Consider the following 26,119-nt stretch of genomic DNA (forward strand, 5'->3'; position numbering starts at 1 on the left):
GAGGAGATCACCGCCGACTCGTCGATGACCGGGGGCCGGCCCGAACGAGGCAGATCCGCCAGGGCGTCGATCCCGCCGGTCTCGTATCGGGCCCGCCACGCGATCACCGTCTGCCGGGTCATCCCGACCTGCCGGCCGATCTCGGCGTTCGGCAAGCCCTCCGCCGCCAGCAACACCATCCGCGCCCGCTGCACATGACCAGCCGGCGCAGTCGACGAACGCGTCAGCTCCCGCAGACGCGCACCATCACCAGGACGCAGAACCAACGGCGCAGCAACTGACATGCCTCATTGTCCCGCACCACCACCGTCAAATCACTTCAGACACGCGACACTAGTGGCTCCAACAGCCAGAATGATGGGCCCGCGTAGGCAGACGCGCACTCAGGTCGGCCTCAGGGAGCGACACTAGTGGCTCCAACAGCCAGAATGATGGGCCCGCGTAGGCAGACGCGCACTCAGGTCGGCCTCAGGGACAAGGGGTTACGGTGCGGGTATGTCGCGGGAGCGCGCGTTGCTTTTCGGCGGGGCCTGGGGGGCCGGGCTGTTCGTTGCGGTCGTCTTCGTCAACGACGCGGTCAAGCCTGGGTATGAGCCGGTGCGGGACTTTGTGAGTGAGGCGGCGATCGGGGCCGGTGGGTGGGTGCAGATCGCCAACTTCGTGGTCGCGGGGACGCTGCTGGCGCTGTCGGGTGTCGCGCTGGCGCGGGTGGTGGGGCGCTGGACCGGTGTTCTCGTCGGTGTCGTCGGGGTGGGGCTGATCGCGGCCGGGGTATTCGTGTCCGATCCTGTGCCTCAGGACGAGAGCGCCTGGCACGGGGTCGTCCACAATGTGGTTTCGGTGATGGTCTTCGCGGCTCTGACCGGGGCCTGCTTCACCGCGGCCCGCTGGCGGCCCACCGCGGGGTGGCGGTGGTACTGCCGGGTCACCGGGGTTGCCGTGCCTGTGCTGTTCGTGACGGCGGGGGCCGTCACGAACACCAGCGGGTTCTGGCAGCGGGTGACCATTGTCGTCGGGTGGGCGTGGCTCGTCGTGCTCAATCTGCGCGCGGCAGCGTGATCACGAACATGGAGCCGCCGCCGGGGGCCGGCTCGTAGCGCAGGTCGCCGCCGTTGGCGCGGGCCAGCTCGCGGACGATGTAGAGGCCCAGGCCGGTGCCTTTGACCGTCTGGGCTGTCGACTCGGCCCGGGCGAAGCGGGTGAACAGGTTCGGCTGCAGTTCCGCGGGGACACCGGGGCCGCTGTCGCGGACGACGATGCGGATCCGGCCGTCGACGGGCTCGGCGGTCAGGGCGGTGGCGCCTCCGCCGTACTTGGCGGCGTTGGAGATGAGGTTGGTCAGCATCTGGTCGAGGTGGCCGGGCTGGACCGACGCCGTCAGCGTCTCGGGGCATTCGACGCGGGCCTGGGTGCGGCTCGACGAGCCGAAACGGTCCAGAGCCCGTACGCCCGGGTCGGCCGAAGCCACGACGGCCTCGAGGTGGGGTCGTACGGTGACCGGCTCCGGGGTTGCCGTCAGTTTGCCCGCGTCGAGGGTGACCATGGCCAGGACCTCGCGGACGATGCCGTTGAGAGCCTGGGCGTTGCGGTCGATGGCGTCCAGCATGGCGCGCTGGCGGTCGCTCGGCAGGACGCCCCAGGTGTCGGAGATGGTCTCGGTGTAGCCGAGGATCGACGACAGCGGGTTGCCGATCTCGTGGCCGAGCATGCCGATCAGGTCCTGCTTGAGCTGGTTGGCGTCCTGAAGCTCCTGGTTGCGCTCGTTCAGGTCGGCGATGGCGGCGTCGCGGGCCCGTTCGGCCTCGCGGTTGGCCGTCACGTCCGTGTTGATGGACAGGATGGCGAACGGGTTGCCCTCGGAGTCGCACTGCACGGCCTTGCGGGACAGGACCCGCACGCGGCGGCCGTCGGCCCGCTTGTGGTCGATCTCGCCGGTCCACAGGCCGTCGCGGAGCAGGGTGTCGGTGACCGAGCGGCGGTCGGAGCCGTCGGTCCACTCGGTGCCGAGCAGGCGGTCCAGGTCGTGGCCGATGATGAGGTCGGCCGGCCAGCCGTAGACGCGCTCGGCGGCCGGGTTCCAGTAGAGGACGCGGCCGCCCAGGTCGCGCACGATCACCGCGTCCTGGGTGAGGTCGAGCAGCTGGGCGCGCTGCCGGAGCTGCTCGTCGATCTCCCGGCGGGTCGTCACGTCCTGCACCTGGGTGACGAGATAGTGCGGCTTGCCGTGCTCGTCCCGTACGACCGCACCATGAATCTGCACCCACACGATGTGGCCGTCGGCGTGCCGGTAACGCTTGGAGACGATCGCCGTGTCGACGTCGCCGGCGCACAGCGCGGCCAGGCTGCGGTCGGTCTCCATGTGGTCGTAGGGGTGGTGGAACTTGTGCACGTGCCCGCCGACCAGGTCGTCGATCCGGTATCCGGTGATGGCGGCCATGGCCGCGTTCGCCTGAAGCACGACGCCCAGGTTGTCCGGGTGCAGGCTGGTCAGCGCCATGCCGAGCGGGCTGTTGTCGAACGCCGAACGGAAGCGGGCCTCGCTGTCCTGCAACGCCGCCACCGCGTCGTTGGCCTGCTGGAGCAGGCGGGCCCGGTGCTCGGCCTCCTCGGCGTGGCGCAGGGCCCCCGACAGCGCGTCGGCCAGCAGGGTGAGCTGCTGCTCGTCGGCCTCGTCGAAGGCGCCGGCCCGGCCGCTGGAGACGGTGAGGACGCCGACCGGATTCCCGTCGACCAGCAGCGGCGCGACGATCAGCGAGCGGATGCCGAGGGCCTCGCACATGGCCGGCTCGACGCGCGGGTCGGCGGTGGTGTCGTCGCAGCGCAGGGTCGTCCGCGTGCGCACGGCCAGCCCGGACAGCGAGTTGCTGACCGGCGCCTCGAACATCTCCCGGTTGGCCAGGGAGCCCGCCTTGGCCGCGGCGCGCAGCACCGTGCCGTGGACGAGACCGACCACGGCGCCGTCGGCGGGGATGGCGGTCAGGGTCCGCTCGGCGATCAGGCGCAGGGCGGCGCCGCGGTCGGAGGCGGCCGCGGCCACCTCACGCTGGATGCTGATGGTGGTCCGCAGGCGGTAGGTCTCGCGGGCGGCCAGCGCCTCGGCCTGGTCCTGGCTGCGCCGCTCCACGTCGATGTCGACCATCTGCATGAGGAACTGCGTCGGGCGGTTGTCGTCATCGCGCAGGAGCACCACCGAGACCATGCACCAGACGGGGGTGCCGTCGCGGCGCATGTACCGCTTGTGCACCCGCATGGTGTGCGCCTCGCCGGCGACCATCCGGGTGACCATGTCGAGGCTCGCCTCGAGGTCGGCCGGGTGGGTGATCGCCTGGAAGCTGCTGGCCAGCAGCTCGTCGAAGCTGTAGCCGGTGATGGTGGCGATGGCGGCGTTGACGCGCAGGAACGAGCCGTCCAGCCCGACCAGGGCCACGCCGATCGGTGAGGATTCGAACATCGAGCGGAAACGGGCCTCGAGGCCGTCGGCGGTGACCGCCTTGGCCGTGTCGAGCTGGGCCTGGGCGCGGGCGGCCCGGGTACGGATCTCGGTGTCGGCCAGGCGCGCGGCCAGCTCCGACTCGGCGGCCGCGGCCAGGTCGCCGAGGGTGGAGAGCTCCTCGGCGGTCCACTCGCGGGGCTCGACGTCGATGACGCAGAAGGAACCGAGGGTCTCGCCGCGCGGGTTGCGCAACGGGAAGCCGGCGTACGCGGCGACGCCGAGCGCGGTCAGCTCGGCCCGGTCGCGGACCCGGCCGTCGGCCCGGATGTCACCGATGATCAGCGGCGCGTCGGCCTCGACCACGTGCCGGCAGGGCGAATAGGCCAGGCCGGGTGGTTCGCCGACCGCGCTGAGGAACACCTGCCGGTCGTCGCCGACCAGCGACACCGCCGCGACGGGGGCGTTCAGCAGGCGTGCGGCCAGGCGGGTGAGCCGGTCCAGCACGCCGCCGCCCTGTGCCTGACCGTCGAGCAGACGGGAGGACAGGGCGGCCGCGGGCTGACCTGGGTGCCGGAGAACCATGCCGCCTGTATCGGTCGGCCTCCGGCGACCTTGAGAGAAGCGTCAGGGAAGCTTCACGTCGCGGTTGCCCTCGTAGTCCTGCGGGTCACCCTCGCCGCCCGCTTCCGGGTCACGGTGACCGAGCGCGGTCTCGCCCGGCAGCTCCTCGACGCGCTCCTTGGCCAGCTCCTCGAGCTCTTCACGCTTCTCGGCGTCGCTCATGACGTACCTCCCGAACTAAAGATCTTGATCTTGCTTGTACGGGGTTGGTCATACCCGGGCGCGGCGGCGCTGATGCGTGCGCGAGACGGCCGTCACGCACACCGGCGGGACAGCGATCAAGGTCGATGCCATGAAACGATGACGAGATGTCCTTAGCGAAGGTCGCCACCGCGCTCACCGTCCTGGCCGCGTTCGTGGCCGCGCCTCAGGCCGCGCACGCCGCGCCCCGGCTCACCTGGGCCGCCTGCGCCGAAGAAGAACTCGCCGGCTACCAGTGCGCCACCCAGCAGGTGCCGCTCGACCACGATCGGCCCGGCGGCGCCACCACCACGATCGCGCTGGCCCGCCGCCCGGCCGGCGATCCCGCCCACCGCATCGGCACCATCTTCGTCAACCCCGGCGGTCCCGGCGGCGCCGGGCGCGGCATGGTCACCATCGCCGGCCAGCTCGTCTCGGCCGACGTGCTGGCCCACTTCGACATCGTCGGCTTCGACCCGCGCGGCATCGGGGCCAGCGACCCGTTGCAGTGCTTCGCCACCGACGCCGAGGCGGAGGCGCTGCTCGCCCAGATGAAACTGGTCCCGCTGACCAAGCCGGAGATCGCGAGCACGCTGCGCGCGAACTACGAGTACACCGAGGCCTGCAAGCGCGACGCGGGCCCGCTGCTCGCGCACATGAGCACCCTCAACGTCGCCAAAGACCTCGACCTGCTGCGGCAGGCGGTCGGTGACGCCAAGCTGAGCTACATCGGTTACTCGTACGGGACACACCTCGGCGCCACGTACGTCAACCTGTTCCCCGGCAAGGTCCGCGCGGTCGTGCTCGACGGCAACGTCGACCCCGATCAGCGGACGAACCGGCGACTGGCCAACAAATTCGACCGCGCCGGGGGCTTCGAGATCGCGCTCGACGGCTTCCTGCGGGCCTGCGACAGCGCCGGCCCGGCCTGCGCGCTCTCCGGCGACGCCCGGGGCAAATACGAGAAGGTCCGGCTGCGGTTCCGGCAGGGGCCGGTGACGCTTCCGGGGTACGGCGAGATCACGCTCGACGACTTCACCGGCTACGTCTCCTCCAGCATGTACGACGTGGCCTCCTTCCCGGAGACGGCCGAGATCCTGCGGCTCGCGTACGACACCATCACCGGGGCGCCGTCCACCCTCCGGGCGCGGCCGGGGAAGATCAGCGCACCGCCGGCCCGCGGTGGCCTGCCGGACGCGTACTCGTACACCGGGAACGACGCCTTCTACGCCGTCAACTGCGCCGACGCCCCGCTGCCGCGCGACCCGGCCCTCTACCCCGGCTTCGCCAAGGTCTTCGAGGCCGCACACCCGACATTCGGGCGGGCCGAGGCGTTCGGCGAGGTCGGCTGCGCGAACTGGCCGCGGACCACCGAACGCTACAACGGCCCGTGGAACCGGAGGACGTCGTCGACAGTCCTGCTGGTCAACCCGACGTACGATCCGGCCACCCGGTACGCCTTCGCCCAGCGCATGGAGCGCGAGCTCGGCAACGCCCGCCTGCTCACCATGACGGGTTTCGGCCACACGAGCAGCTTCAGCGCGTGCGTCACCGACTGGTACACGCGGTACCTGATCGGCGGCGCCCTGCCCCCGAAGGGCACCGTCTGCCAGCAGGACCGGCCACCCTTCCCGAACGCTTAGCATGCATGGATGGAGCCGGCTCTCCGCTGGAAAATGGGCGAGGCCGTGGACCGGGACGAGATCCGTTCTTCCGAGCGGGTGCGCCGCATTCTGGCCGCGGCCGAGAAACCGGGCGTCTACGCCAAGTGGCAGGGCGCCCACTGGGCCCTCGCGGCCCTGGCCGACCTCGGCTATCCCCCGGGCGATGAGGCCCTGCACCCGTTACGGGAACGGGTTCTGGCCGCGTGGCTCGACGAGTCCTACTACGTGGAGTTCGAGGCCACGTCCAAGGCGGCGGCCTATCGGAGGCGGGGCGTGCCGGTCATGGCGGGGCGCCACCGGCGCTGCGCGTCTCAGCAGGGCAACACCCTCTGGTATCTGACGAGGCTCGGCCTGGCCGACGAGCGTTGCGACGCCCTGGCCGAGCGGCTGCTGCACTGGCAGTGGCCGGACGGCGGCTGGAACTGCGACAAGAGTCCGGCCGCCGCCACGTCGTCGTTCCACGAGACCTTGCTGCCCATGCGCGGGCTGGCCGCGCACGGGCTGGTCGCCGAGGCCCGCCGCGCCGCCGAGGTTTTCCTGAGCCGGCGTCTGGCCTTCCGGATCAGTGACGGCAGCCTGATCCACCCGTCGTTCGTTCAGTTGCACTACCCGCTCTACTGGCATTACGACATTCTCGGCGGCCTCAAGGCCCTGTCCGATCTCGATCTGCTCGGGGACCCGCGCTGCGCGGACGCCCTCGACCTGCTGGACTCGCTGCGGATCGAAGGCGGCTGGCCCGCGCAGGCCCGCTACTACACCGGCTCCAGCCCCGACGCCGTCGACTGGGGCGGCGTGAGCGCCCGCCGGCCCAACCCATGGGTCACGGCGGACGCTCGCGCCGTCCTGAAAGCCGCCGGAATTGAAGCTAAACGCTCGTGCACACCGTCCCGTTGAGGGTGAAGGCCGTGGGGAGCACGTTCGGGCCGCTGTAGGCGCCGACGAAGCCGACCGTTGCCGTCGCGCCCGCGGCCAGGCTGCCGTCGCTGGTCACGCGGACCGTGCGGGCGGTCTGCTCCCACGTCGCGCTCCAGCCGCTGCTCACCGTCTGCCATGCGGTGGGCCAGGTGTAGGTCAGGGTCCAGCCGTTGACCGGGGCCGCCGCGTTGTTCGTGATGTCGATCGAGCCGACGTAACCGTTGCCCCAGTCGTTGGTGTCGCGGAACTTGACCGTGCAGGACGAGGACGCCGGGGTGCCGGTCGTGAACGTCACCGGCAGTGAGCTCGGCGACTGGCGTCCCGCTGCGTCACGGGCGAGCACGTTCACCGTGTAACGGCGGCCCGGCTCCAGGTTACGGACCGTCAGGGATGTCGCTGTGGTTTCGCCCAGCTGCTCGCTGATTCCGCCGTTCTGGCGGTACACCTCGTACTTCAGTCCGGCGCCGGCCGACGGCCACGAGATGGTCGCGGTGCGGTCGGTCACGGTCGCGGCCGGCTGAGCCGGCGCCTTCGGCCCGGCCGCATTCGGCGCGGCCGGGTGCAGGGTCACGAGCTTGATCTCGTACGGGGCAAGCGTCTGCCCGGTCGCGGAGCCGCTCGCTCCCGTGGAGATCGCGTCGTCGCCGTTGCCGACCGAGGAGACCGCCGGCGCGCCCGAGGCCGGGGTGAAACCGTTGTAGTTCACCGTGATCGACCGCGATGCCGACGGGTCCTTGTTGATCAGCAACACCGCCAGGTCACCGTTGGCGCGGCGCACGGCGTGAGCGCTGACCGACGCGTCGTCGGTGCCGGTACCGATGAACTGGTCGCCGGTGCGGGCGAAGGAACCCATCAGCGACAGCGCGTAGTACGGCGCGAAGGGCGTGTTCATCGGCGGCTGGCAGACCGTGTTGTCGGCGTTGCAGTTCCCGCTCGAGAGCAGTCCGTAATCGCCGTAGTCGGTGTGCCCGGCGACCTCGGAGACCGTCCCAAGACCGTTGTGGACGTTCCACCAGTGCACCGTGAAGACGCCCTGTTCAAGCAGGCCGCTGTAGACGTCGGCCAGGAAGAGGGCGCCCGGCTGCGTGTTGCGCCCCACGTCGACGTTCGTCTCGGTCATGCTGATCTTGATCCGGTCGGCGGCGTCCCCGGCGTACGACCGAATCTGTTGCCGCAAGAGGTAAGCGGCGTCCTGGATGTGCGCGGTTTTCGTCAGCGCCTCGGCCGGCGTGCTGCCGCCGGGGTACCAGTGCACGTCCACGAAGTCGATGGCCGCGCCGGCCCGGGTCAGCACCTCCTGGTTCCAGGTGCCCTCGTCCCCCGCCCCCACGATGCCGTCGGGCCAGTTGCCGGGCATGGTCAGCACGGCGCCGATCTTGATCGTGGGATCAACTGCTTTCATTGCTTGGGCGTACGCGACGACGTGCGCCGCGTATTCTTTCGGGCTCTTGTCGGCGTGGTCGTCGGCCTCCCAGGCCGACCCGTAGTGCCCGTTGCCGTAGTTCTCGTTGCCGATCGTCCAGTACTTGGCGCCGTACCCCTTGGTGACGTTGGCGTATCGCACCCAGTCGGCCGCCTCCTGCGCCGTACCGGTCCCGTAATTCGCGATGATCATCGGCTGGGCGCCGGTCCGGCGCGCTCCCGCCATGAAGGTGTCGAAGTCGGTGTCCGGCGCGACGTAACCACCGGGGGCCGTGTGGTCCTTCCAGTGATAGATGTCCGCGTACGACCCACCGGGATACCGCACCATCCGCACACCCGCGTCGCCCAGCAGGTCGGCGACCGCCGGCGTGCCGAGCTGGGAGTCCCAGATCGCGTGGTTGACACCGAGCGCGACGTCACCGACTTTCGCCAGTCCCGCCCGCGCGTCGACATCGACCCGGACCGCGCTTTCCGCCGCGGCGCTCGCCCCCGACGGCACACCGCCCACGGTAGCGGCCGCCACCACCAGAACCGTGCCGGTCAGGACACGCCGAATTAACCGCACAACCGCCTCCATCCGCTTGGGAGCGCTCCCAATCTTCGGCATCGAAATGATGGTTGTCAATTGGTTGAGTGGGCGGCGTGGTAGGTTGTCTCCGCCGCGACACTGCCCGAGGAGGTGAGACCCATGAACTCTGTGAAGCTGTGGGCGCTCCCCCTTGCCGTCACGGCCGGGCGATTGACATAGACGTCGCCGGGAGCGCGTTTCGCCCTCCCGAAAGGCACCATTGATGTACGACGTGATCATCGCGGGCGGCGGTCCGGCCGGCGCCATGCTGGCCGCCGAGTTGCGGCTCCATGAGGTACGGGTTCTCGTCCTGGAGAAGGAGACCGGACCCGTTTCGTACGCCCGCATCGTCGGTCTGCACATTCGCAGCATCGAGCTCATGGCGATGCGCGGGCTGCTGGACCGTCTGCTTCCGCACGGCCGGCGGCGCCCGGCCGGCGCGTATTTCGCCGCCATCGACAAGCCCGCACCCGACGGTCTGGATTCGCCGTACGCCTATCTGCTCGGCATCCACCTACCGGTCGTCGTCGAGGTGCTCACCGAGCACGCGATCGGGCTCGGCGCGCAGGTCAGGCACGGTTGCACGGTGGCCGGCCTCGACCAGGACGACGACGGCGCGACCGTGGAACTGACCGACGGGGAACGGCTCCGGGCGCGCTATGTCGTCGGCTGCGACGGCGCCCGCAGCACGGTCCGCAAACTGCTCGGCGTCGGTTTCCCCGGCGAGCCCTCCCGCAACGACACCCTGATGGGCGAGATGGCATTCGCGACGCCGCCGACCGCGACGGCGGATCGCCGGGTGAACATCAGGCCCGCCGGTGCCGGGTTCCATCAGGTCATCGTCCCCGCGGCCGAAGTCAGCGGCGATCGCACCGAGGCGCCCGTCCTCAAAGACTTCCAGCAGCAGTTGTACGCCTTCACCGGCACCGATTTCGGGGTGCACTCCCCGCGCTGGATGTCCCGTTTCGGCGACGCCACCCGCCTGGCCGACCACTACCGGCTCGGGCGGGTGCTGCTGGCCGGCGACGCGGCCCACATCCACCCGCCCATCGGCGGGCAGGGCCTCAACCTCGGCCTGCAGGACGCGTTCAACCTGGGCTGGAAGCTGGCCGCGCAGATCCGGGGCTGGGCGCCGGGCACCCTGCTCGACACGTACGAGGCCGAGCGCCGCCCGGTCGCCGCGGCGGTGCTCGACAACACCCGGGCCCAGACGGAGCTGCTGTCCACCGAACCGGGCGCGCGGGCCGTACGCCGGCTGCTGACGCGGCTGATGGACTTCGACGAGGTGAACCGCTACCTGCTCGAACAGATCAGCGCGATCGGCGTCCGCTACGACTTCGGCGACGGCCCCGGCCTGCTCGGCCGCCGCCTGCCCGACGTCGGCGACGTCTACGCCCGCCTGCACCGGGGCCGGGGCCTGCTGCTGGACCGCACCGGGCGCCTGACCGTCGGCGGCTGGTCGGACCGGGTCGACTACCGGGGCGACCCGGCCGCCGGCCTGGACGTACCCGCCGCGCTGGTACGCCCCGACGGCCACGTCGCCTGGATCGGCGACACTCAGCGGGATCTGAACGACCACCTCGCCCGCTGGTTCGGCTCAGAGACGCTCTAAGCGCCTAATCAAAAGTTCTGTACGTAACTCACTCGGGATGAGGGACGTACCGACGTAAAAACCTCGTCGTGGGTTCGGATCGAGTTACCACACCAGACCGAAACCCCCGACGAGGTCACGACCAGTATGCGCCCTGCGCACGTCTACGCCCGGATCCCGGCCGAGCAATACACCGAACTGATTACCGCCCTACACGGGCCCTGGCGCACCGCCACTCGCATGGTCATCGTCGTGCTCTCCGCCGCGGGCATGACCGCAAGCGAGATCGCCGAACTGTTGCACTACGACCCGGTCACCGTGCGCCGCTGGATCACCCGCCACCACCACGAAGGCCTGGCCGGGCTCCCCGACCGGCCCCGCACCGGACGACCCCGCAAAGGCAGCCAGCGCCTCGGCGAACGCATCGGCAGACTCCTGCAAACCCCGAAACCCTGGACCACCGCCCGCCTCTGGCGCGCCCTCGGCCGCCCACAGATCAGCCTGGACACCCTGCGACGGCGCATCCGCCAACAAGCCCGCTGGTCCAGACCCCGACTGATCGCCAAAAGCGACCCCGACCACGACCAGATCTGCGCCGGCATCCGCGACCAGATCACCGCCCTCCCGGCCGGATCAGTCGTCCTCGCGGAAGACGAAACCCACCTCGACCTGCTCGCCCGTGTCCGTTCCTGCTGGATGCCGCAGGGGATCCGGCACCGGATCATGACACCCGGCAAAACGTTCGCCGCACCGTTCACGGCGCGATCAACCTGGCCACCGGCCAGGTCCACCACCACATCTCAGTGAAAAACGTATCCGTTGTCTTCTGCTACTTCCTGCAACAACTGCTCGACGCCTACCCGAACGCCGCCGCCGTCGCCGTGATCTGCGACAACGGCGGCACCCACCTATCCGGCATCACCCAGCAATGGCTCGACGAACACCCCCGCCTACACCTGATCCGAGGCGCCCGTTACAGCCCGCAAGACAATCCCGTCGAACGCATCTGGGCCGCGCTCAAAGCACAGATCGCGAACACCGCCCCGGCGACCATGGCCGATCGGATCCGTCAAGCCCATGCCTTCTTCCAGCACCGAACCCATGACCAGAACCTGACCACCGCCGCGCCCTGGACCTCACCCTGGCTCCCGCCGGAACACGGACAAGACTTCTGGCCAGGTGCTTAGGAATTCGAGCACCGCCGCCGGGCCGTCTCCTCCGCGTTGATCCGGAGGGCGAGCTCGGCGGCCCGCTCAGCGCATGGCCAGCGCGGCGTGGATGATGCCCTCGGCGGTGCTCATCTGCCCCTCGCCCTTGGCGTCGGTGGAGGTCACCGAGTACACCAGGCGGAAGCGGCCGTCGCGGCTGGCGCCGATCGCGCTGGAGTAGCCGTAGCGGGCGCCGGACTTCGCCCACAGCACCTCGCCGTTCGGCAACGTGGTCGCCTCAAGGCCGGCGCTGTGGGTGGCCGGGCCGCCGGACACGTCCTTCACCGGCGGCAGCGTGAACATCTCGCCGAGCTGGGCCGGCGGCAGCAGCCGGCCGCCGAACAGGGCGGCGGTGAAGGTGTCGAGGTCGGCCAGGGTCGAGATCATGTCGCCGGAGGCGGGCGTGAGGGTCTGGCTCCAGTTCGTCACGTCGATCAGGCTGGTCACCCCCTCGCGGGTCACCACCTGGTAGCCGTGCGCGTGCGGGCCGCGGATGGCCGGATCGGCGCCGGGCACATACGTGTCGCGCAACCCGAGGGGCCTGGCAATTCGACGATCGATTTCTTGGGCGTACGGGCGTCCCGTGACCTTCTCGATCAGCAGGCCGGCCACGATGTAACCCATGTTCGTGTAGTGCTGCTTCGCGCCCGGCTCGAACTCGCGCGGGTTGCGCAGCGCGTCCCGGACGATCTGGCGCGGCGTCCAGCGGTCGTACCGATGGGCCAGGATCCACTCGAGGTCGTCCGGCAACGCCGGGCTCGGCAGGCCGTCGGTGTGGTTCAGCAACTGCCGTACGGTCACCTCGGGGTATTCGGCGGGTAGCAGCTCAGGCAGATAGCGCTGGACGGGCGCGTCCAGGCTCAGCCGGTGCTCGGCGGCGAGCTGCAGCACGACGGTGGCCGTGAAGACCTTCGTGACACTGCCGATCCGGAACCGCGCGTTCGCCGGCACCGGGGCCTCGGTACGTAAGTCGGCGACACCCGAGAGCCCCGTCCAGCAGCCGCCCGGCGTGGTGACACGCACCTGGGCGCTGGTCGCCACGGTGTTGGGCAGCCCCGCCATCGCCTGCCGCATCCCGCTCGCGTCGACCCCGGCGCCGTCGCAGACGGTGTGCCGGGTCGTGGCGAAGGCGGGCACCGAGGCCGGCAGGACGACACCGGCCGCAACGGCCGCGGCGAGCGAGACGGTGACCATACGCACCCGAGTGATCTTCATGCCGACCAGCCTGCCGGGACGCCCCGGCCCGGACATCCGGGTCACGTCCCGGCAAAACCCTGATTGATCCACTTAGGGGGAAAGTGGTCTTCCCGCAGCTCTGTCTCCCCGGCCGTGTGGTGCCCCTCGCGCCGTGATGATGCGGAGGTTACCCTCGGTAGGCGGGCCGGGAGGGCCCCAAGGAGGCCCGGTCATGTCATTGCCGCCTGGCTCGGGAGCCAGCGAGCCTGTTGAATCTCTTTTTCCGGCTAGTCCTGAGGTGTTGCGCGACATCAGGGCCTTCGTCACCCGCCTGGCCCGGGAAGCGGGTTTCACCGACCGGGAGCGGGAGCGGATGGTGCTGGTCACCCATGAGCTGTCGGCCAACGCGGTCGAGCACGGCGCCACCGGCGTGGTCTGCGTGCGGTGGGAGGACACCGACCAGGGTTTGTGGATCACCGTGTCCGATGACGGTGTCTTCGAGTCCGGTGGCGGGTCGGGCGAGCCCGGCCGTGGCCTGCGGATCGTCCTGGGCCTGTCCGACGAGGTCACGATCAGGCCGGGCCGGCGCGACCGGCAGGGCACCGAGGTCCGGCTCCGGGTGCCCGTCCCGGCCGGGCGCGCGAGCACGGCCGCGGGCGGGTCGGCGCCGCCGCGGGTGCTCCTCGTCGACGGGGACCGGTTCGCCGGGCGGTCGTTGTCCTCGTTCCTCGACGCCGAAGGCTTCCCCACGACGGTGGCGGCTTCGGCCGAGGCCGGCCGCGCCGCGGCGGCGAGCCCACCGCGGTTGGCGATCGTCGACCTGACGACCTCCCGCGGACTGACCGTCCCGCTCTGCGAGGACCTCATGCGGGCGGGAGTTCCGGTCCTGGCCATCTCGATCCTTCCGCCACCGGAGGGCCTGCGAGCGAGCCGGTTCCTGCGCAAGCCGGTGCACCCGCTGGAGGTGCTGGCCGAGGCGCGGCGCCTGACCGAGCCGTCCCCCGCCGGCACCGTCCCCGAGGTGCCCCGTGCCTGAACGGCGGCTGGTCAGCGGCCAGCCCCGATTGGACGCGATCCTCGGCGGAGGGCTGATCGACCCGTCCGTCACCCTCATCGCCGGTCTTCCCGGCAGCGGCAAGACCGTCCTGGCCCAGCAGTACGCGTTCGCGAACGGGACCGATCAGCGGCCGGCCATCTATCTGAGCACCGTCGCGGAACCCCTCAGCAAGATCCTCTACTTCGGAGAGGCCCTGTCGTTCTTCGATCCGGGCCGGGTCGGCCGGTCGGTGCTGTTCGAGGACCTCGGCGGCGAACTCGACGACAACGGCCTGACCGGCGTGCTCGACCACATCACCGACCTGGTCGCGAAGCAGCCGTGCTCGCTGCTGATCATCGACAGCTTCCGGGCGCTGCGCTACCGCGCGGTCGGCGAGCGGGAGTTCGAAGGCTTCGTCCATCAGCTGGCCGGCCGGCTGGCCGCGACCGGCACCATGGCGCTGTGGCTGGGCGAGTACCGGCGTGACGAGCTCGAGGGCTGTCCGGAGTTCGCCGTCGCCGACGCGGCCGTGCTGCTCGCCACCGAGGACGCCGGCCAGCGTGACAGCCGGGCCCTGCGGGTGCTGAAGCTGCGGGGCAGCGACTTCCGCTCGGGCGCACACGCCTATCGCATCGAAAGCTCCGGCATCCGGGTGTTCCCCCGGCTCAGCGACGTCGGCGCCGGGTCGTACGAGCTGAGTGAACGACGGGCCACGTCGGGCATCGCCGCCCTGGACATGCTGGTCGGCGACGGCTACTGGCCCGGGTCGGCCACCTTGGTGATCGGCCCGTCGGGGTCCGGGAAGACGGTCATGGGGCTCCAGTTCATCTACGGCGGGGCGCGCCTGGGCGAGCCTGGCGTGTACGCCTCGATGCAGGAGAACCGCGTTCAGCTCGAACGGATGGTCGCCGGATTCGGCTGGGACGTCGACGAGCCGATGGCCGTGCTGCGCTGCGACTCGCCGAACGACATCTACATCGACGAGTGGTATTACGACCTGCTCGACACCATCGAGTCGACCGGCGCCCGCCGGCTGGTCATCGACAGTCTCGGCGACCTGGCGGCCGCCTGCCCCGACGAGAAAAGGTTTCGGGAGTTCGTCTACGCGCTGCTCAACCACTGTTCCCGGGCGGGCATCAGCGTTCTGCTCACCTTCGAGTCGGCCGAACTGTACGGCCACACCAGCCTTTCCGAACGCGGGGTGTCACACCTGTCCGACAACGTGATCCTGCTCCAGTACCTGCGCGACGGGGCCAGCGGCGGGCGGGCGCTGACCGTGCTGAAGACCCGGGCGAGCCGTCACATTCCGCAGGCCCGCCAATTCGAGATCACCCACGATGGCATCAGTATCAGAGCCCCCTTCGACCCCGTTTGAGGTGCACCGGGATCGCGTCGATCCGCACACGGTGCACCTCGTCGGCGAGCTCGACCTCGCGACCCGTGACCTGTTGGCGGCCGCCCTCAGCGAGGCGGCGCGCCCGGGCCACGACCTCGTCGTCGACTGCTCCCAACTGGACTTCATCGACGCGTCCGGGATCTCCGTCCTGGTCCACGCCGCGGGAATGCTCGGCGAGGGGCGGCTACGGCTCACGAGCCTGCGACCCGGCCCGGCCGAGCTGATCGACCTGCTCGACCTCCCGGCGACGGTGCCCAACCTCTGCCGGGACGGCTCTACTCGCTGAACCGGGTCACCGAGAACGCCCGGTCGAGCCGGCCGGCGGCCAGATCGTCGTGGCGGATCACGAAGCTGCCGGAGTAGAGCTCGTCGGGCAGGGAGAACCGGGCCAGCGACACCCACTCGCTCATCAGCCGGTGCTTCTCCCTCTCCACGTGCGAGTACCAGTTCGCCACCGGGATGACGATCTCTCCGGCCTTCTCCCGCCCGGCGAGGGTCTGCTCGGCGATGCTCGTGATCACGTCATCGTCGGCGTACCCACCGAGGTAGCCGCTGGCCAGCCCCTCGGACGGCGGCCAGAGGCTCCCGGCCAGAGCACTCAGCTCGGCCCGGTGCGGAAGGTCGCGCTCCAGGTCACGAGCCAGTTGCTCCTGGAACGGCGACAGGTCGTCCTCTTCCTCCTCGTCCTCGGCCTCATTCGTCCCGAGCCAATCGGGCAGCTCGGCCAGCACCGTGGCCGCCACGGCATACTGCTCGCCGACGACCGCGGCACCGGAAGACGGCACGGTCTCGGCACCGGCGGGCACGTGGACGACGCGCGCGTAGCCGTGCTCGCCGGCCGGAGCGGCCAGGTGGTCCTTCTCGTGGTCGAGGAAGAACAGCAGTGAGCCGCCGGCCGGCAGGGCGAAGCCGTCGACGCGCGGCAGGGCCGCACAGTCGACCGAGAAGACGAAGGGCAGCGGACTCCCGTCGGCGCTCGGCCAGTCCACGCCCACCGGAAGCCGCGGCGCCCCACCGAACTGCCCCACCGCGCCCCCGCCCGACTGGGGCGACACGCCGAACTGCCCCACCGCGCCCCCGCGCGACTGGGGCGACACGCCGAACTGCCCGACCGCGCCCCCGCGCGACTGCGGCGACCCGGCCGCGACGCCGGTGCCGCCCAGGCGGATCGACAGGCGGAGGTGCCCGGCGAACCGGCGGATCTCGTCGTCGGGGATACCCGACTCGAGCGCCGCTCGATGAAACCGTCCTTGGTCATCCATGGCCCAGCATGATGCCAGGCGGGGCTCAGGCCATGCGTACCTCCATGCCCAGGGCCGACGCGATGGTCACCGCCTGGTCTCCGGTGATGATGGCGTGGCGCACGGAGGCGGTCGCCGGGTCGAGCGTGCTCAGGTCGCTGCCCCGCAGGTCGCAGCGGGTCAGATCGGCCTGGTGGAACTGGGCGCCGGAGAGATCGAGGCCGGTCAGGGTGCTGCCCTGGCAACGGGCCCCGGTCAGGTCGGCCTCGCGCATGCGCAGGCCCGTCAGGGTGGCTGTGGACAGGTCGGCCCCGCGCAGCGAGGTGAAGGACCAGTCGCCGCCGTCGGCCGTCAGCAGGTCGAAGGAGCAGCGGTCGAAGGTGCTGCCGACCAGCTTGCAACTCGTCAGTGTGGCGTCGAAGAAGTTGCAGGCCACGAAGGTGCAGTTGAGGAAGGCCACGTCGGTCAGCTCGGCGCAGTTGAAGCGGGCGTTGCGGAAGGTGCACTTGTCGAACTCGGCGCCCTCGAGTGTGGACTCGCACAGGTCGAGGTCGATGAACTCGTCGCCGTCGTGGCGGCCGTCGGTGCGCAGCGTTCCCATGGGAGGGACTGTAGCCGTGGGGTACGACAGGAACGGGGCGGCCGGAGCCGCCCCGTCCCACGGTCAGCGAATGCGGAACGACGTGCGCTGCTTGGCGTCCGAGGAACCGCCGACGCTCAGCCCGTAGACACCGCGGGCGGTGGTCCACGACGAGCGGGACGAGTCCCAGTACTGGAGCAGGTGCAGGTCGGACAGGTCGGAACGGCTCAGGTCGATCTCCACCGTCTTGTGCCGGCCGGGAGCCAGGGTGACCCTCTCCCAGCCGATCAGGCGGGACGGCGGCTCGCCGGTCGCGGCGGGCAGCGAGACGTAGGCCTGGGCCACCTCGGTGCCCGTACGGCGGCCGGTGTTCTTGATCGTGAATTTGATCTTCAGGCCATGAGAGACGGTGACCTTGGGCGTGGAGTAGGCGAACGAGGTGTAGGACAGGCCGTGCCCGAACGGGAACAGCGGCCGGATGCCCTCGCTCTGATACCAGCGGTAACCGACCTTCAGTCCCTCGTTGTAGTCGACTTGCCGGATGCCGTTGGCGTCGACTACGCCGGGGTACTGCGCCGCGCTGCCGGCCGTCGGGGTGTCCGCGAGGGCCTTGGGGAAGGTCATCGGCAGCTTGCCGGACGGGCTGGTGTCGCCGAACAGCAGCGACGCGATCGCCGGGCCCATCTGCTCGCCGCCGTACCAGTTCTCCAGCACCGACGGCACCTGGGCGATCCACGGCATCTCGACCGCGCTGCCGGTCTGCAGGACCACGACCGTACGCGGGTTGGCCGCCGCCACCGCGGCGATCAGCGCGTCGCCGTTGCCCTGCAACCGCAGGTCGGCCAGGTCGGTGAACTCGCCGGCCCGCTGATATCCGAAGACGACCGCCACGTCGGCCGATTTCGCCGCGGCCACAGCGGTCGCGATGTCGCTGCCGTTGTCGAACGTGACCGACGCTTTGGCCTTGGCCGCCCGATCGCGAATGGCCGTCTCCGGCGACACCAGGTCCTCGCATTGCAGGGTGGTCGGATTGCCGAAACGCCACGGCAGCGAACAGACCGAGCTCGCGCTGATGCCATTCGTGGGCGTCGAGGACGCTGTCGGCCCGATCACCGCGATCTCGTCGCCCTTGCGCGGCGACAACGGCAGCAACCCGTTGTTCTTCAGCAACACCGAACCCTGTTCGGCGGTCGTGCGGGCAATCGCCTTGTGCGCCGCCGTCGAGGCGTCGGCCACCGGTGCCGCCGGCAGCGGATTGTCGAAAAGACCGCCCTTGATGTACGACCGCACGACCCGGAAAGCCGCGGCGTCGATCTGCTTCTGCGTGATCTCCCCCGCCGCCAGCGCCGCGTCCAGCTTGGCCGGCGTGTACCAGATCGGCCGGTTGAGCTCCTGGTCCATTCCGTTCACCAGCGACGCCGCGGTCGAATGCACCGACCCGAAGTCGCTCATGACATAACCATCAAAGCCAACATCCTGCTTGAGTACGGAGTTCAGGCGCGGATTCTCACACGCATAGGTGCCGTTGATCTGGTTGTACGAGCACATCACGCTCGACGGCGCGCCCCGGTCGACGGCGATCTCGAAGGGCAGGTCGTAGATCTCGCGCAGTGTCCGTTCGGAGGCGTTGGAGGAACTGGTCTGCCGGTCGGTCTCCTGCTCGTTCGCCACGTAGTGCTTGAGCGTGGCCAGGACCCGCGAGTCCTGCTCGATGCCGCGCGATCCGGCCGCCGCGATCAGGCCGGTGAGCAGCGGATCCTCGCCCAGATATTCGGGCGTCCGCCCCGACAGCGGCGTCCTTCCACTGGCCAGTCCGGGCGCCAGCAGCACGTTCTTCTGCTTGTCGAACGCCTCGGCCGCCTGCGCTTTCCCCTTCGCGTAGGCCAGCGATTCGTTCCAGGTGGCCGCCTGCGCGATGGTCGCCGGGAAAGCGGTCACTCCGGGCGTGAACCGCACCCCGTCCGGCCCGTCCGAATAGACGACGGTCGGCGTGCACGGCACCTGAACCGGATAGACGACCCCGCCCTGCCATTCCGTCTGGGCCGGGCTGTTCGCCGGTTGCTCCACCAGCCACCGGTATCTCTGGTGCTGCGTGCTCGCCGTGAGCAGGGCCAAGGCCCGCTGCTCGGGCGACTTCCTCTTGTTCATCCACGGAACCGTCGAACAGTCCACGGCGGCCTGCGCCGCCACGGGCGTGAAGAACGGTGCGACCAGCGCCAGCACCGCCGCCCCGCCGATCAGACGTTTACGCATGCAACTTCCTTCCTGATTGGTTGATGAATTCGGACAGGTCCCATGAGGCCGTAGGGCTGCCGCGAGCCGTAGGCCGCGTTGCCGAGCAATGTCGCCACGTGCACCCGCAACGAGTTGGCGCCTTGGCGCAGCGATACTGCGATCGCCGACGGGTCCATCAGGTCGGCCGGCGGCAGTTTCCTGCCGTTGAGCTCGACCGAATAGATCGGCGCCAGCGCTTTCCTCGTCGTCGTCTCGGGGGTCTCACCCGTCTCGTACGACATGACGGCCGTAGATATCCACGGCGACGCTGCGCGCACGGTGTCCTCGTTGCCCTTGGTGAGGGCGACCAGCACCCCGTTACCGCTGGTGGCCGAGATGTCGATCCGCACGCCGCCCGGCAGCCGGGTGGCTGCGCGAAGGGACGCCGCCGGCCGCACTCCCGCCGCGGCCAGCGCCGGGGCGACAGCGGACTCGCTGCTCACCTCGCGCACGTTCTTGTTCCGGCGAAGCCGATCGATCAGCAGCTTCCCGTCGCGCACGGTCGCGGCGGGGTCGCTCACCTGCGTACGGCCCAGGAAGCCGTAGGTGTATCCGGCCCGGGCCAGGGACTGGTCGGTGAAGTAGAGGTCGCGGGCCGCGCCCGGCGTCGTGTCGCCGCAGCCGGGCCAGACGCCGGACGAGCGGTTCTCCCGGTGGTTGAGGCCGCTGCCGCTGGTGAACGAGCGGTCCTCGCCCTCGGCCACGTCGAGCAGCCCGGCCAGCTCCTGCATGGCGACCGGTGCGGGTCCCCACGAGCTGTAGGGCTGGCCGCGCAGCGTCAGACCAGGCTGATGGGCCCACGCGGCGAGGGGTTTCAGGTGGTGATCGCGGAACAGCTCGTTGATCGCGGCGATGCCGTCGAGCGAGAAGTGGTCGACGAGGTAGGTGGTCTTGGTCGTGCCGGCGAGTCCGACGGTGTGACCGGTACCCATCATCCAGCTGCCGACGACGGCCCAGGTGCCGACGGGCGGCGCGGTCCAGCTCGCGGAGCCGGGCCCGTCCGGCGCGACGGTCGTCGTGCCGGCCGACCAACCGGGCGTGTAGATGTGGTCGACCTGGAGGCCGTTGCGGCGGCCGGTGTCGCAGGTGGCCCTCATCGCGGTCGCCCACGAGTCGTTGGTCCAGTCGTGCCGCGCCGGGTCGTAGGCGGCCGCGCCGAGGGAGACCTGGTTGAACTCCACTCCACCGGCGCCGGTAGACCGACGGCCACCACCACCGTGAGCATGATCAGCTTGATACGTTTCACATTTACCCCTGCCTCTGACTTCTCGGCGCATGGGTACGGGGGAAGATGTTTCGGCGGTGTTTCCGCTCTGGATCTCATCCTGTGTCGTCGCTGAGAACGGGCGTTAGGACTTGATGCACGCGGTGTAGCACAGAACGCACCTGGCACAGCGGCTCATCGAACCGCCGGACGGGTCGATAGGACCTCTGAGGGGGCGGTGCGCTGATGGCTGAGCTGCGTGCGGGTAAGACGCTGCGCGCGTCCCTGCTGCGCACGTTCCTCTTCACCGTCCTCTATGTGGCGGCCACGTTCGTCGGCCGCAAGACGGTCATGGACGAGACCAACCTGAGCATGGTCTGGCCGGCCGCCGGCGTCTCCGCCATCTGGTTCCTCGCCCAGTGGAACTCCCGGTGGCGCTGGCTCGACGGTGTCGCCCTCGCGGCCGTCACCATGGGCGTGAACACCGCCACCGGCGCGCCCGCGGCGCTGGCCCTGTGGTTCGTGGTGGCCAACCTGGCCCAGGCGGGCACCTTCGCCGTCCTGTTCCGGCGCTGGCTGCCCGGACTGTGGGGTGGTGGCGGCGAGCGGCCGCTGGCCCGGCCGCAGGAGCTGTGGCGCCTGGTCGCCGCCGCCTTCGTGGCCACCGCGGTCGGCGCGCTGATCGGCCCGACCGGCGTGTGGGCGGTCAACGGCGTCTACTCCGGGCCGGCCACCGCGGTCTGGCTCACCCGCAACTCGGTCAGCATCCTGCTCATCGGGGCGGCCGGCCTGCGGATCGGCTATCTCGTCCACCGGCGGCGCACCCCGTCGCTGCGCCGGATCTGGACCGACCTGCCGCCGCGCAAGCAACTGGAATACGCGCTGGTCATCGTGCTGTCGATCGCCGCGTACACGGCCGTGTTCGGCACCGACAACCGGCTGCCGCTGGCGTTTTCGCTGATCGCGATGACGGTCTGGGCCGGCACCCGCCTGCACACCGGCTTCGTCATCCTGCACGACCTGACCTTCGGCGCTGTCGCGGTGCTGTACACGCTGGGCGGCACCGGCCCGTTCGCGCTCATCGGGTCGAACCCGGCCCGGGCGCTGGTCGCACAGGCGTACGTGGGAATGATCGCCGTTGTGGGTCTGGCTCTGGCGCTGGGCCGCGATGAGCGCAACACGATCCTGCGCGAGTTGCGCGCGGCCGAGGAGGCCGCGGCCGCGCAGGCGAAGCTGATGACCACGATCGTCGACTCGATGAGCGAGGGCCTGACCGTCATGGACGAGCAGGGCCGCATCCTGCTGCGCAACCCGGCGGTCCGGCGGCTGGTCGGCGGCATGGTCAGCCCGTCCGACCTGATGCGGCACCCCGAGTTCTACGGGCTGTTCCACCCCGACGGCACCCCGCTGAAGCCCGAGGACATGCCGTATCGGCAGGCGCTGGCCGGCGGCGAGGTGCGCGGCATGGACCTGCTGATCCGTAACCCGGCGCTGCCGGACGGGCGCATCCTCAACGTCAACTCCACGCCGATCGCGGCCACCACCGGCAGCGGCCGCTACGCGGTGACCGTCTTTCACGACGTCACCTCCGAGCGCCGGCACCGCACCGAGCTCGCCAACTTCGCCGGCGTCGTCGCCCACGACCTGCTCAACCCGCTGGCCACGATCGACGGCTGGAGCGAGGCGCTGGCCGAGGCCTTCGCCGACTACCCCGACCATCCGGCCACCGCCGAGGCCGAGGACGGGATCCGCCGCATCCGGCGGGCGTCGGTCCGCATGCGCGACATGATCAACGATCTGCTGGCGTACACGACGGCCCGCGACGCCACGATCGCGCCCTCGGTCGTCGACCTGGGGGCCGTGGTCAACGACATCGCGATGGCCCGGATCGACCAGGCGCAGAGCACCGGCGCCCCGCTGCCCACCTTCCACGTCGGGGAGCTCGGCGCCGCGTACGCCGACCCGGTCCTGACCCGGCAGTTGCTCGAGAACCTGATCAGCAACTCGATCAAATACACCGCGCCCGGCGTCACCCCGGAGATCACGGTCGCGGCCTCGCGGGCCGACCACATGGTCACCGTGACGCTCGACGACAACGGCATCGGCATCCCGGCCGACCAGCAGGACAGCGTCTTCGAGAACTTCCACCGGGCCCACCGCGGCGGCGGGTACAGCGGCACCGGCCTCGGCCTCGGCATCTGCCTGAAGATCGTCGAGCGGCACGGCGGCACGATCAAGGCCTCGGACAACCCGGCCGGCGACGGTTCCCGCTTCACGTTCACGCTGCCCGTCGACGCCACGACCGCGCCCAAGCCGGACCAGGAGCCACCACCCAAGGTCACCACCGAGCGCCGGGCGGTGCCGTCGTCGGCGCCCACCCCGGCCCCGGCCGGCACGTTCGCCAGGGCCGCCCGCCTCGTGCTCGACTATCTGCACGAGAACATGCCGCTGGCCTTCTGGGCGGTCACCCGCGTCGAGAACGGCCGGCAGACCTACCTCTACCTCGACGCCGACAACGGCTACGGACTGCGGCAGGGCGAGAGCCACCCGTGGGAGCAGAGCTTCTGCATCCACATGGCGGCGAGCCGGACGCCGGCCGTCGCCCTCGAGGCACAAACCATTCCGTTGTACGCGGCGGCGGCTGTCAACGACCTCATCGAGATCAACACGTACGCGGGCGCGGTGATCAGCGAACCCGACGGCTCGGTCTTCGGCGCGATCTGCGGCCTCGACCCGCAGAGCCACACCGGTGACCCTCGGATGGCCGGGGCCGAACCGCTGCTCGCCCTGCTCGGGCAGCTGCTCACCGCGGCCCTGTCGGCCGACCGGGCCCAGGACCGCTCGGCCGGGGCGCTGCTGCGCGAGCAGGTCAGCGCCGACACCGACGCGCTGACCGCACTGCCCAACCGGCGCGCCTGGCAGCGACTGCTCGAACGGGCCGAGACGCTGTACGAGCGGCTGGCCGACCCGACCGTCGTCGCCATGGTCGACCTGGACCGGCTGAAGACGATAAACGACACGCAGGGGCACGCGGCCGGCGACGCGTACATCCGGGCCGCGGCGGCCGCCCTGGCCGGCGCCGTCCGCGACACCGACGTCGTCGCCCGTCTCGGCGGCGACGAGTTCGGCGTGCTGCTGCCGCAGTGCACCGAGGCCGACGCTGAGACGGTCATCGCCCGGGTGCACCTGGAGATGGAGGTGGCCGGCGTCGCGGCCTCGGTCGGCTGGGCCGCGGTCACCCCGAAGGACGGCTTCGCGGCGGCGCTGGAACAGGCGGACGCCGCCATGTACGCCGAGAAGCGCCGCCGCCGCAGCGAGTTCCACCGCGCGCGCGACGCCACACCCCGTTAGGTTGAACCCGTGAGTCTCGAAAAGGTCATCTTCGGCTTCTTCGTGCTCCTGGCTGCCACGCTCAACTTCGGATTCTTCATCGGCGACATCTCCGATCCGGCGTTGCACAACGAGTACGAGCTGTTCGCCGCGGTCGTGGTCAACCTGATCGCGACCGTGCTGAAGTTCGGCGACCGCACCCAGATCGGCGCGGTCCACCTGGCCACCAGCCTGGTCGCCGACCTTCAGCTCATCGCCGCCACGCTGGCCTGGGTCTACGCCACGCAGATCTCGGGCGCGGGCATGACCGGGGAGGCGACGGCGAGCGTGGTGTCGCTCTCGGGCGGCGCGCTGCTGGCCAACCTGGTCTCGGTCGCGCTCCTGGTGATCGAGACCGTGTCGTTCAACCGCCGCTGATGGACGGCAAGCCTCGTCCGAAGGGCCGCACGACGGTCACCCGCCCCACCGAGCCGTCCTCGACGATCTTCCTGATCCTGCGCCGCATGCGGGCGCCGCTCATCGTCCTGATCGTCATCTTCGCGATCAGCGTGCTCGGCCTGACCCTGATGCCCGGCCAGGACCCCGAGGGCCGCCCGACCCGGATGGGTTTCTTCGACGCGTTCTATTTCATGAGCTACACGGCCACGACCATCGGGTACGGGGAGATCCCGCACTCCTTCACCGGCGCCCAGCGCCTGTGGGTGATCGCGTCGATCTACCTGAGCGTGGTGGGCTGGGCCTATGCGATCGGATCGCTGCTCACCCTCGTACGGGACAGGGCCTTTCGAGAAGCTTTGGCCTTGCGCCGCTTCACCCGGCAGGTCGTGCACATGCGGGAGCCGTTCCTGCTGATCGTCGGCTACGGGCAGACCGGTCAGCTGCTCGGGCACGCGCTGGACTCCCTCGGGCGCCGGCTGGTCGTGCTGGACGACACGCCCGAGCATGTGGACTCGCTCGACATCGACGCCTACTACGCGGACGTGCCCGGGCTGGTGGCCGACGGGGCCAACCCGCACATGCTGGGCGCGGCCGGCCTCGAACATCCCCAGTGCGAGGGGGTGGTCGCGCTGACCAACAACGACGAGGTCAACCTGACCGTGGCCATGACGGCCGCCCTGATCAGGCCGAACCTGCCGGTGATCGCCCGCACGGTGTCGCCGGTGATCGAGCACCGGATGCGGGCGTTCGGCTCGCCGACGGTGGTCAACCCGTTCGACCGGTTCGGCGACCACATCCGCCTGGCCCTGCACCAGCCGTCGTCGTTCCAGCTCCTGGCCTGGCTGATCAAGGGCGAGGGGGCGACGCTGCCGGAGAGGGGCCGCCCGCCGACGTCGGGCCGGTGGGTGGTCTGCGGGTACGGGCGGTTCGGGCACAAACTGGTGGACGACCTCCGGGCGGACGGCCTGGAGGTGACGGTGATCGACCTGTCGGCCACGGAGCCGGGCGTGATCGAGGGCGACGCGTCGGAGCCGACGGTCATGGCGCAGGCCGCACTCTCCAGTGCGGTCGGTTTCGTGGCCGGAACGCACAACGACGCGACGAACCTGTCGCTGGTGGCGGCGGCCCGCAAGGAGAACCCGTCGCTGTTCATCGGAGCCCGGCAGAACAGGCCGAGGAACGCGCCCCTGTTCGCCACGATGGACGTCGACTGGCTGCTGGTGCCGGCCGAGACGGCCGCCCGGGAGATCTACGCCCAGTTGAGCACCCCACTGACCTGGCGTTTCCTCCAGGAGATGCCGGCGCGAGGCGACGACTGGGCGGCCGAGACGATCACCATGCTGGACGCCCACTGCGGCTCCCGCCTGGACGGCCTGTGGAAGGTCACTCTCACCGAGCGCGAGGCACCGGCCCTGACGGCCTGGCTCCGATCGGACAGGGCCCCGCTCGGCGACCTGATGCGCTGCCCGCACGACCGTGACCAGCGGATCGCCGCGGTGCCGCTGCTCCTGCTGCGCGGCGACGAGTCGACATTGGGCCCGAGCGACGACACTCTCCTGCGGACCGGTGATCAGATTCTGTTCGCGGGCCGCCGGATCGCCCGCCGCGACCTGCTGGACACGATGACCAATCATGTGGTCAGCGAGTACGTCCTGTATGGCCGCACGGTCCCCGCCGGGTGGCTGTGGCAGCAGGTCACGGGCCGTAAGCCGAGCACGCACCGCTGAGGCCTCTTCCGAGGTCAACCGATTTAGCAGGCCCGCGATCACCGGACCCGGCATGGATGGCGCGTTCCGGGGGTGCCGAACCAGCCAATCGGACAAACTTCCGTCAGGCGATTGC

19 protein-coding genes and 1 pseudogene are annotated in these 26,119 nt (G+C 70.3%); 11 read left to right on the top strand and 9 right to left on the bottom strand.

All coding sequences use genetic code 11. From position 1 onward, the window contains the following. The coding region (locus CRP55_RS56400) for a helix-turn-helix domain-containing protein (protein WP_143235347.1) at window positions 1-284 on the bottom strand (284 nt) is incomplete at its 3' end. A gap of 211 nt (window positions 285-495) precedes the next feature. Here CRP55_RS56400 and CRP55_RS43520 point away from each other — a divergent pair. Further along, complete coding sequence (locus CRP55_RS43520) at window positions 496-1,059, top strand: DUF998 domain-containing protein (RefSeq protein ID WP_097327894.1); 564 nt, start codon at window positions 496-498, stop codon at window positions 1,057-1,059. Here the strand turns inward: CRP55_RS43520 and CRP55_RS43525 are convergent. Together CRP55_RS43525 and CRP55_RS53645 are read right to left on the bottom strand one after the other, a co-directional pair. Next, window positions 1,037-4,015, bottom strand: a complete 2,979-nt coding sequence (locus CRP55_RS43525; RefSeq protein WP_097327895.1) for a PAS domain S-box protein — start codon at window positions 4,013-4,015, stop codon at window positions 1,037-1,039. The genes CRP55_RS43520 and CRP55_RS43525 overlap by 23 nt on opposite strands. 42 nt (window positions 4,016-4,057) lie before the next feature. Further along, the gene (locus CRP55_RS53645) at window positions 4,058-4,216 is read right to left on the bottom strand and encodes a hypothetical protein (RefSeq protein ID WP_179855601.1); all 159 of its coding nucleotides are present in this window, start codon (window positions 4,214-4,216) and stop codon (window positions 4,058-4,060) included. A gap of 146 nt (window positions 4,217-4,362) precedes the next feature. Here CRP55_RS53645 and CRP55_RS43530 point away from each other — a divergent pair, with 146 nt between their 5' ends. Together CRP55_RS43530 and CRP55_RS43535 are read left to right on the top strand one after the other, a co-directional pair. Continuing rightward, a complete protein-coding gene (locus CRP55_RS43530) occupies window positions 4,363-5,877 on the top strand; it encodes an alpha/beta hydrolase (RefSeq protein ID WP_097327896.1) in 1,515 nt (504 codons plus the stop codon). A 9-nt stretch (window positions 5,878-5,886) separates the two neighbouring features. After that, a complete protein-coding gene (locus CRP55_RS43535; RefSeq protein ID WP_143235349.1) occupies window positions 5,887-6,792 on the top strand; it encodes a hypothetical protein in 906 nt (301 codons plus the stop codon). On the opposite strand, the gene CRP55_RS43540 is transcribed toward CRP55_RS43535, so the two are convergent. Beyond that, window positions 6,764-8,812: a cellulose binding domain-containing protein gene (locus tag CRP55_RS43540; protein WP_097327898.1), complete on the bottom strand. Its 2,049-nt coding sequence runs from the start codon at window positions 8,810-8,812 to the stop codon at window positions 6,764-6,766. The two genes, CRP55_RS43535 and CRP55_RS43540, sit on opposite strands and share 29 nt — an antisense overlap. 214 nt (window positions 8,813-9,026) lie before the next feature. Here CRP55_RS43540 and CRP55_RS43545 point away from each other — a divergent pair, with 214 nt between their 5' ends. Further along, window positions 9,027-10,415 (top strand): FAD-dependent monooxygenase, encoded by a 1,389-nt coding sequence (locus CRP55_RS43545; RefSeq protein ID WP_097327899.1) that lies wholly within the window; start codon window positions 9,027-9,029, stop codon window positions 10,413-10,415. A gap of 126 nt (window positions 10,416-10,541) precedes the next feature. Further along, window positions 10,542-11,581: pseudogene (locus tag CRP55_RS56125) on the top strand (IS630 family transposase). 66 nt (window positions 11,582-11,647) lie between these two features. Here the strand turns inward: CRP55_RS56125 and CRP55_RS43555 are convergent. Continuing rightward, window positions 11,648-12,817 carry a serine hydrolase domain-containing protein gene (locus tag CRP55_RS43555; RefSeq protein WP_097328046.1) on the bottom strand — a complete coding sequence of 390 codons (1,170 nt, stop codon included), beginning with the start codon at window positions 12,815-12,817 and terminating at the stop codon, window positions 11,648-11,650. Between the two features lie 193 nt (window positions 12,818-13,010). Here CRP55_RS43555 and CRP55_RS43560 point away from each other — a divergent pair, with 193 nt between their 5' ends. From CRP55_RS43560 to CRP55_RS43570, 3 genes are read left to right on the top strand one after another with little or no spacing between them, the layout of a single operon-like run. Next, window positions 13,011-13,814, top strand: coding sequence for an ATP-binding protein (locus CRP55_RS43560; protein ID WP_281260854.1), 804 nt, complete (start codon window positions 13,011-13,013; stop codon window positions 13,812-13,814). Next, on the top strand, window positions 13,807-15,189 hold the full coding sequence (locus CRP55_RS43565) for an ATPase domain-containing protein (protein ID WP_218854964.1): 1,383 nt from the start codon (window positions 13,807-13,809) through the stop codon (window positions 15,187-15,189). Before CRP55_RS43560 ends, CRP55_RS43565 begins: the two co-directional genes overlap by 8 nt. Window position 15,190: 1 nt before the next feature. Further along, a complete protein-coding gene (locus CRP55_RS43570) occupies window positions 15,191-15,496 on the top strand; it encodes an STAS domain-containing protein (RefSeq protein ID WP_179855603.1) in 306 nt (101 codons plus the stop codon). Here the strand turns inward: CRP55_RS43570 and CRP55_RS43575 are convergent. The 4 genes from CRP55_RS43575 to CRP55_RS43590 form a co-directional block, all read right to left on the bottom strand. Further along, entirely contained in the window at window positions 15,486-16,472 is a 987-nt protein-coding gene (locus CRP55_RS43575) for a DUF1963 domain-containing protein (protein ID WP_097327902.1), read from the bottom strand. The genes CRP55_RS43570 and CRP55_RS43575 overlap by 11 nt on opposite strands. 25 nt (window positions 16,473-16,497) lie before the next feature. Beyond that, complete coding sequence (locus tag CRP55_RS43580; RefSeq protein WP_097327903.1) at window positions 16,498-17,052, bottom strand: pentapeptide repeat-containing protein; 555 nt, start codon at window positions 17,050-17,052, stop codon at window positions 16,498-16,500. A gap of 63 nt (window positions 17,053-17,115) precedes the next feature. Next, a complete protein-coding gene (locus CRP55_RS43585; protein ID WP_097327904.1) occupies window positions 17,116-19,284 on the bottom strand; it encodes a beta-glucosidase in 2,169 nt (722 codons plus the stop codon). Continuing rightward, entirely contained in the window at window positions 19,269-20,486 is a 1,218-nt protein-coding gene (locus tag CRP55_RS43590; RefSeq protein ID WP_097327905.1) for a hypothetical protein, read from the bottom strand. The genes CRP55_RS43585 and CRP55_RS43590 overlap by 16 nt, the downstream gene beginning before the upstream one ends. Before the next feature lie 269 nt (window positions 20,487-20,755). Here CRP55_RS43590 and CRP55_RS43595 point away from each other — a divergent pair, with 269 nt between their 5' ends. The 3 genes from CRP55_RS43595 to CRP55_RS43605 are packed head-to-tail and all read left to right on the top strand — an operon-like array spanning window position 20,756 to window position 26,004. After that, a complete protein-coding gene (locus tag CRP55_RS43595) occupies window positions 20,756-23,860 on the top strand; it encodes a diguanylate cyclase domain-containing protein (protein WP_097327906.1) in 3,105 nt (1,034 codons plus the stop codon). 9 nt (window positions 23,861-23,869) lie between these two features. After that, window positions 23,870-24,256, top strand: a complete 387-nt coding sequence (locus CRP55_RS43600; RefSeq protein WP_097327907.1) for a DUF6394 family protein — start codon at window positions 23,870-23,872, stop codon at window positions 24,254-24,256. After that, on the top strand, window positions 24,256-26,004 hold the full coding sequence (locus tag CRP55_RS43605; protein ID WP_097327908.1) for a potassium channel family protein: 1,749 nt from the start codon (window positions 24,256-24,258) through the stop codon (window positions 26,002-26,004). The genes CRP55_RS43600 and CRP55_RS43605 overlap by 1 nt, the downstream gene beginning before the upstream one ends. The last annotated feature ends 115 nt before the right edge of the window (window positions 26,005-26,119 follow it).

Source organism: Paractinoplanes atraurantiacus (genome assembly GCF_900215205.1).
Lineage (GTDB): Bacteria > Actinomycetota > Actinomycetes > Mycobacteriales > Micromonosporaceae > Actinoplanes > Actinoplanes atraurantiacus.

What these genes read in the sequence shown, in the direction of transcription:
- CRP55_RS43520 (WP_097327894.1), top strand. Translation starts at nt 496, where the DNA reads ATGTCGCGGGAGCGCGCGTTGCTTTTCGGCGGGGCCTGGGGGGCCGGG.
- CRP55_RS43525 (WP_097327895.1), bottom strand. Translation starts at nt 4,015, where the DNA reads ATGGTTCTCCGGCACCCAGGTCAGCCCGCGGCCGCCCTGTCCTCCCGT.
- CRP55_RS43585 (WP_097327904.1), bottom strand. Translation starts at nt 19,284, where the DNA reads ATGCGTAAACGTCTGATCGGCGGGGCGGCGGTGCTGGCGCTGGTCGCA.
- CRP55_RS43535 (WP_143235349.1), top strand. Translation starts at nt 5,887, where the DNA reads ATGGAGCCGGCTCTCCGCTGGAAAATGGGCGAGGCCGTGGACCGGGAC.
- CRP55_RS43605 (WP_097327908.1), top strand. Translation starts at nt 24,256, where the DNA reads ATGGACGGCAAGCCTCGTCCGAAGGGCCGCACGACGGTCACCCGCCCC.
- CRP55_RS43540 (WP_097327898.1), bottom strand. Translation starts at nt 8,812, where the DNA reads ATGGAGGCGGTTGTGCGGTTAATTCGGCGTGTCCTGACCGGCACGGTT.
- CRP55_RS53645 (WP_179855601.1), bottom strand. Translation starts at nt 4,216, where the DNA reads ATGAGCGACGCCGAGAAGCGTGAAGAGCTCGAGGAGCTGGCCAAGGAG.
- CRP55_RS43595 (WP_097327906.1), top strand. Translation starts at nt 20,756, where the DNA reads ATGGCTGAGCTGCGTGCGGGTAAGACGCTGCGCGCGTCCCTGCTGCGC.
- CRP55_RS43560 (WP_281260854.1), top strand. Translation starts at nt 13,011, where the DNA reads ATGTCATTGCCGCCTGGCTCGGGAGCCAGCGAGCCTGTTGAATCTCTT.
- CRP55_RS43575 (WP_097327902.1), bottom strand. Translation starts at nt 16,472, where the DNA reads ATGGATGACCAAGGACGGTTTCATCGAGCGGCGCTCGAGTCGGGTATC.
- CRP55_RS43530 (WP_097327896.1), top strand. Translation starts at nt 4,363, where the DNA reads ATGTCCTTAGCGAAGGTCGCCACCGCGCTCACCGTCCTGGCCGCGTTC.
- CRP55_RS43545 (WP_097327899.1), top strand. Translation starts at nt 9,027, where the DNA reads ATGTACGACGTGATCATCGCGGGCGGCGGTCCGGCCGGCGCCATGCTG.
- CRP55_RS43580 (WP_097327903.1), bottom strand. Translation starts at nt 17,052, where the DNA reads ATGGGAACGCTGCGCACCGACGGCCGCCACGACGGCGACGAGTTCATC.
- CRP55_RS43555 (WP_097328046.1), bottom strand. Translation starts at nt 12,817, where the DNA reads ATGAAGATCACTCGGGTGCGTATGGTCACCGTCTCGCTCGCCGCGGCC.